Source organism: Henriciella sp. (assembly GCF_029936995.1).
Classification (GTDB): Bacteria; Pseudomonadota; Alphaproteobacteria; order Caulobacterales; family Hyphomonadaceae; genus Henriciella.
The window spans coordinates 1-2,337 of sequence record NZ_JAPYRE010000018.1 but is presented as its reverse complement, the minus strand read 5'-3'; the positions used below and the strand labels follow the sequence as shown (position 1 = coordinate 2,337).

Sequence of the window (2,337 nt, the reverse complement as noted above, 5' to 3'; positions counted from 1 at the left end):
CGTCGCCTCTGCACGCGACTGCTGCATCGCCCGGTCCACACCGCCACCTTCATCTGGGATGTATGCGTCCGGTCTGACTGCTCTGATGTAGGGAATCCGCGGCTGATAGTGTCCATTCTCGATGATGGACATTCTGAGGCACTCTATGGCGAGCAAGAAAGGGCAGAAGAAGCGGTTCTGGTCGGATGAAGAGAAGAGATCGATCTGCGCGCAGACGCGGGCGCCCGGGGTTTCGGTCGCACAGGTGGCGCGGCGGTACGCGATGAACGCCAACTTGATCTTCACCTGGTTGCGCGATCCGAGGTTTGCGCCTGCCGCGCTGGACGAGGCGGAGACCGACACCGTGTTCCTTCCGGTCGAGATCGATGGCGCCTCGATCGATCACAAGCCGGAGGTGGTCGCTTCCCCGGGTTCTGCCATGGCGCAGCGGATCGACATCACGCTGTCGGATGGTCGGCGGATCATGGTCGAAGGGCCAACCGCGCTGTCCGCGATCGTTAGCTTGGTGCAGGGGCTGATGGCATGATCCCGGTGCCGAGCAACACGCGGATTTGGCTGGCTGCGGGCGTGACCGACATGCGGCGCGGGTTCAACACGCTGGCGGCACAGGCCGAAAAGGTTCTGGAAGAAGACCCGTACTCGGGGCATCTGTTCGTTTTCCGGGGACGTCGGGGCGATCTTTTGAAGGTAATCTGGTGGGACGCGCAGGGAGCCTGCCTGTTCTCGAAACGCCTGGAGCGCGGGCGCTTCGTTTGGCCGGCTGCCCAGGACGGCAAGATATCTCTCAGCCCCTCGCAGATGTCGATGCTTCTGGAAGGGATTGACTGGCGCATCCAGCACAAGACCTGGCGCCCGCTCACGACAGGAAATTTGCAAGCGAATACAGCGTAGTAGTCTTCACTTCCCTGTCGCCGGATGGTATGAATCCGGCAATGCTGAAGTCGTTCAAAGCCCTGCCTGCTGATCCCGAGGAACTGCGCCATGCGGCGCAGGGGCTGCTCGATCTGGCGAAGTCGCAAGCGCTGAAGATCGAGAAACTCGAGCATCAGCTTGCAGGTCATCGCAAGGCGCGGTTCGGCTCGAAATCCGAAACGGCGGATCAGCTGGCGCTCGATCTGCACGAGGATCGCGAGATCGGACAGTCCGCGCACGCCCAGCAGGACGACACCGGTCCGACCGACGAAAAGCCGGAAAGGCGCAAACACAGCCGCGCCCCTCTGCCCGAGCATCTGGAGCGCCAGTCCGAGGTTCTGTCCCCGGGCAAGACCTGCACCGATTGCGGCGGGTCGTTGCGCCCGCTGGGCGAAGACGTGACCCAGGAACTGGAATACATTCCCGGCCGCTTCGTCGTCCGCGAAATCGTCCGCCCGCGCATGGCGTGTTCATGTTGCGATGCCTTTGCACAGGTGCCTCTCCCGAGCCGCCCCATCACGCGTGGTCGCGCCGGTCCGGGCCTGCTCGCGCACGTTCTGGTCGGCAAGTACTGCGACCACGTTCCGCTCTATCGACAGTCCGAAATCTATGCCCGAGAGAAGGTGGATCTGCACCGTTCCACCCTGTGCGACTGGGTCGGTCGCGCGACGGCTCTGCTCGCGCCGCTGGCCGAGCATATCGGCAAGGTCGTGCGTGCCGGGCCCGCGCTCTTCGCCGATGACACCCCGGTGAAGTTGCAGACCGGCAAGAAAACGGGCACCGCCCAGACCGCGCGGATGTGGAGCTATGTCCGGGATGAACGGCCATGGTGCGGCCAGGCCCCGCCCTGCGCCTGGTATCAGTTCAGTGTAGACCGCAAGGGCAAACATCCTGCTGCGCATCTCAAGAGCTACAAGGGCATCGTGCACGCCGACGGGTTTACCGGCTTCAACGGGCTGTTCGGTGAAGGACTGGCGACCGAGCAGGCCTGCATGGTCCACGTTCGCCGCAAGTTCGTGGATGTCTTCGAGCGCACCGGGTCCACCATCGCCAAGGAGACCATCGAACGCATCGCCAGGCTCTATGCCGTCGAAAAGGAAGCGCGCTACAGGCCGCCCGCGGAACGCGTCGCGCTGCGACAGGCCAAGGCCAAACCGATCTTCGACGACCTGGAAGACTGGCTGAAGAGCCAACTGCCGAAAATCTCGGGGAAAACCAAACTGGCCGAGGCCATTCGTTACGCCCTCGGCCGCATGCCGAAGGCGCGGGCCTATCTCGAAGACGGCCAGCTCGAACTGGACAACAACATCTGTGAGCGATCAATCAGGCCGCTGACTCTCGGAAGGAAGAATTATCTCTTCATGGGCTCGGAAGGTGGCGGCAAGGCCGCCGCGGTCGCCTACACCCTGATCGAGACCGCCCGCA

Annotated in this window: 3 protein-coding genes; all 3 read left to right on the top strand. The window is 63.2% G+C overall.

Translation table 11 applies throughout. From position 1 onward, the window contains the following. Positions 1 to 145: 145 nt before the first annotated feature. On the top strand, positions 146 to 526 hold the full coding sequence (locus Q1K31_RS16600; protein ID WP_074840452.1) for a transposase: 381 nt from the start codon (positions 146 to 148) through the stop codon (positions 524 to 526). After that, on the top strand, positions 523 to 891 hold the full coding sequence (gene tnpB, locus Q1K31_RS16595) for an IS66 family insertion sequence element accessory protein TnpB (protein WP_074840450.1): 369 nt from the start codon (positions 523 to 525) through the stop codon (positions 889 to 891). The genes Q1K31_RS16600 and tnpB overlap by 4 nt, the downstream gene beginning before the upstream one ends. A gap of 41 nt (positions 892 to 932) precedes the next feature. Next, on the top strand, positions 933 to 2,337 hold a 1,405-nt coding region (locus Q1K31_RS16590), incomplete at its 3' end, for an IS66 family transposase (RefSeq protein WP_300382056.1).